Source organism: Burkholderia sp. ABCPW 11 (assembly GCF_001523445.1).
Classification (GTDB): domain Bacteria; phylum Pseudomonadota; class Gammaproteobacteria; order Burkholderiales; family Burkholderiaceae; genus Burkholderia.
This window is the reverse complement of the sequence record NZ_LOVM01000064.1, coordinates 1-539: the sequence shown is the minus strand read 5'-3', so window position 1 is coordinate 539 and position 539 is coordinate 1. Positions and strand designations below refer to the sequence as shown.

The following is a 539-nucleotide window of genomic DNA, read 5'->3' as shown; positions in this document are numbered from 1 at the left end:
ACGCCACCCAGCGCGCCAGTCAGCGTTCCGACCGCACCCGTCGCCGTGTTCGCTACCGTTCCGACAACACCGCCGAGACCACCAGTCCCGCCGCCACCGATGCCGCCCAGGGCACCGGTTACCGTACCGACCACACCACCAAGCCCGCCGGTCGGATCGCCCACTCCACCCAAGGCACCCGTCACCGTACCGACTGCACCGCTTGCCGCGTTGCCCACCGTTCCAACGACACCACCGAGACCACCAGTCCCGCCACCACCGATACCACCCAGTGCACCGGTTACCGTACCGACCACACCACCAAGCCCGCCAGTCGGATTGCCGACACCACCCAACGCCCCCGTCACCGTACCGACTGCACCGCTTGCCGCGTTGCCCACCGTTCCAACGACGCCACCGAGACCACCGGTCCCGCCGCCAACACCGCCCAGTGCGCCAGTCAGTGTTCCGACTGCCCCCGTGGCCGTGTTCGCTACCGTGCCGACAACACCGCCGAGGCCGCCAGTCCCGCCGCCCCCGATGCCACCCAGGGCGCCGGT

1 pseudogene is annotated in these 539 nt (G+C 70.3%); it reads left to right on the top strand.

Annotation, left to right across the window (positions count from 1 at the left end):
- Positions 1 to 539, top strand: a pseudogene (locus WS61_RS35025) (hypothetical protein); the annotation flags it as partial.